This window comes from Salegentibacter sp. (genome assembly GCF_041642575.1).
GTDB lineage: Bacteria > Bacteroidota > Bacteroidia > Flavobacteriales > Flavobacteriaceae > Salegentibacter.
In genome coordinates, this window is sequence record NZ_JBEPWD010000166.1 from 1 (window position 1) to 1383 (window position 1383).

General features: G+C 40.3%; 2 protein-coding genes. Both read right to left on the minus strand.

What is annotated here, in order from left to right; translation table 11 throughout:
- On the minus strand, positions 1–1133 hold a 1133-nt coding region (locus ACESK1_RS12875), incomplete at its 3' end, for an acetyl-CoA C-acyltransferase (protein WP_372920582.1).
- A gap of 40 nt (positions 1134–1173) precedes the next feature.
- Positions 1174–1383, minus strand: a 210-nt coding sequence (locus ACESK1_RS12880; RefSeq protein WP_372920583.1) for a four helix bundle protein, incomplete at its 5' end; no start/stop codon positions are given.

Here is a 1383-nt window from a genome sequence, read left to right on the forward strand (position 1 = left end):
ACCATGGCGTATTTATTTTTCAGGTCGCGTTTGCGCATTTCATCAAAGATCTGTACCGAAAGTTTGGCTCCGGTACATCCCAGTGGGTGACCCATAGAAATTGCTCCACCATTAGGATTTACTTTTTCGGGATCTAAGCCCAATTCTCTTATTACAGCCAGAGACTGTGAGGCAAAGGCCTCATTAAGCTCAATAAGTTGCATATCATCCTGTTTTAATCCTGCCTGCTTTAAGGCTTTTGGAATTGCTTCCACCGGCCCAATTCCCATTATCCTTGGAGGAACACCTACAGGCGTATAGCTCACCAGTCGAGCTATGGGTTCGAGATTTAGCTCTTTTACCATTTCTTCGCTCATCACCATTACAAAGGCAGCACCATCGCTCATTTGCGAAGAATTTCCGGCTGTTACACTTCCGCCCTCTGCAAATACGGGTCTTAGCTTTCCTAACACCTCTTTGGAAGTATCGGCTCTTGGACCTTCATCCTTATTTACCGTATAAGTTTTAGTTTGTTTTTTACCGTCTTTTCCAACAAAAGTTTCATCGACGTCAATAGGAACTATTTGATCCTGAAAACGGTTTTCTTCCTGTGCCTTTAAAGATTTTTGATGGGAATTGAAGGCAAATTCATCCTGGTCTTCACGGGAAACCTTATACTTTTCGGCTACTGCTTCCGCAGTTAGTCCCATTCCCCAGTAGTAATCTTCATTACCTTCTTTGGCGGTTTTATAATTAGGTACAGGTTTGTATCCTCCCATGGGAATGTAACTCATACTTTCTGCACCTCCTGCGATTATGCAATCGGCCATTCCACTTTGGATCTTCGCAGAAGCTATCGCAATAGTTTCCAATCCTGAAGCACAATAACGATTAACAGTCATTCCTGGAACCTTATCGGTATCCAAACTCATTAATGAGATTAAACGTCCAACGTTTAAACCTTGTTCGGCTTCCGGCATTGCATTACCCACGATAACATCATCGATACGGTTTTTATCGAGATTTGGTAATTCTTTCATCATATATTCAATAGTCTCTGCTGCCAGGTCATCCGGCCGCTTAAACCTGAACACGCCCCGTGGAGCCTTTCCCACTGCTGTTCTGTATGCTTTTACTATGTATGCTGTCTTCATTGTTTAGTATTTAGATGTTAGTATTGAGTATTGAGAAAACTCAAATAGCTAACGATTTTATTAATGCGTAATTCATTTTTTGAACCTCAATAACTTCAGATAAAATCGGGTTAACCTGATTTTCTTTAATTAAATTCAGTCTATAAGAAAGTATCAATTGTGTATAAAGTTCATAAGAAGAACCACTTGCTATACCTAAGAAATTTTTAAATTCTCCTTTGGTATTTCTACCTGCTCCTTCAGCAATATT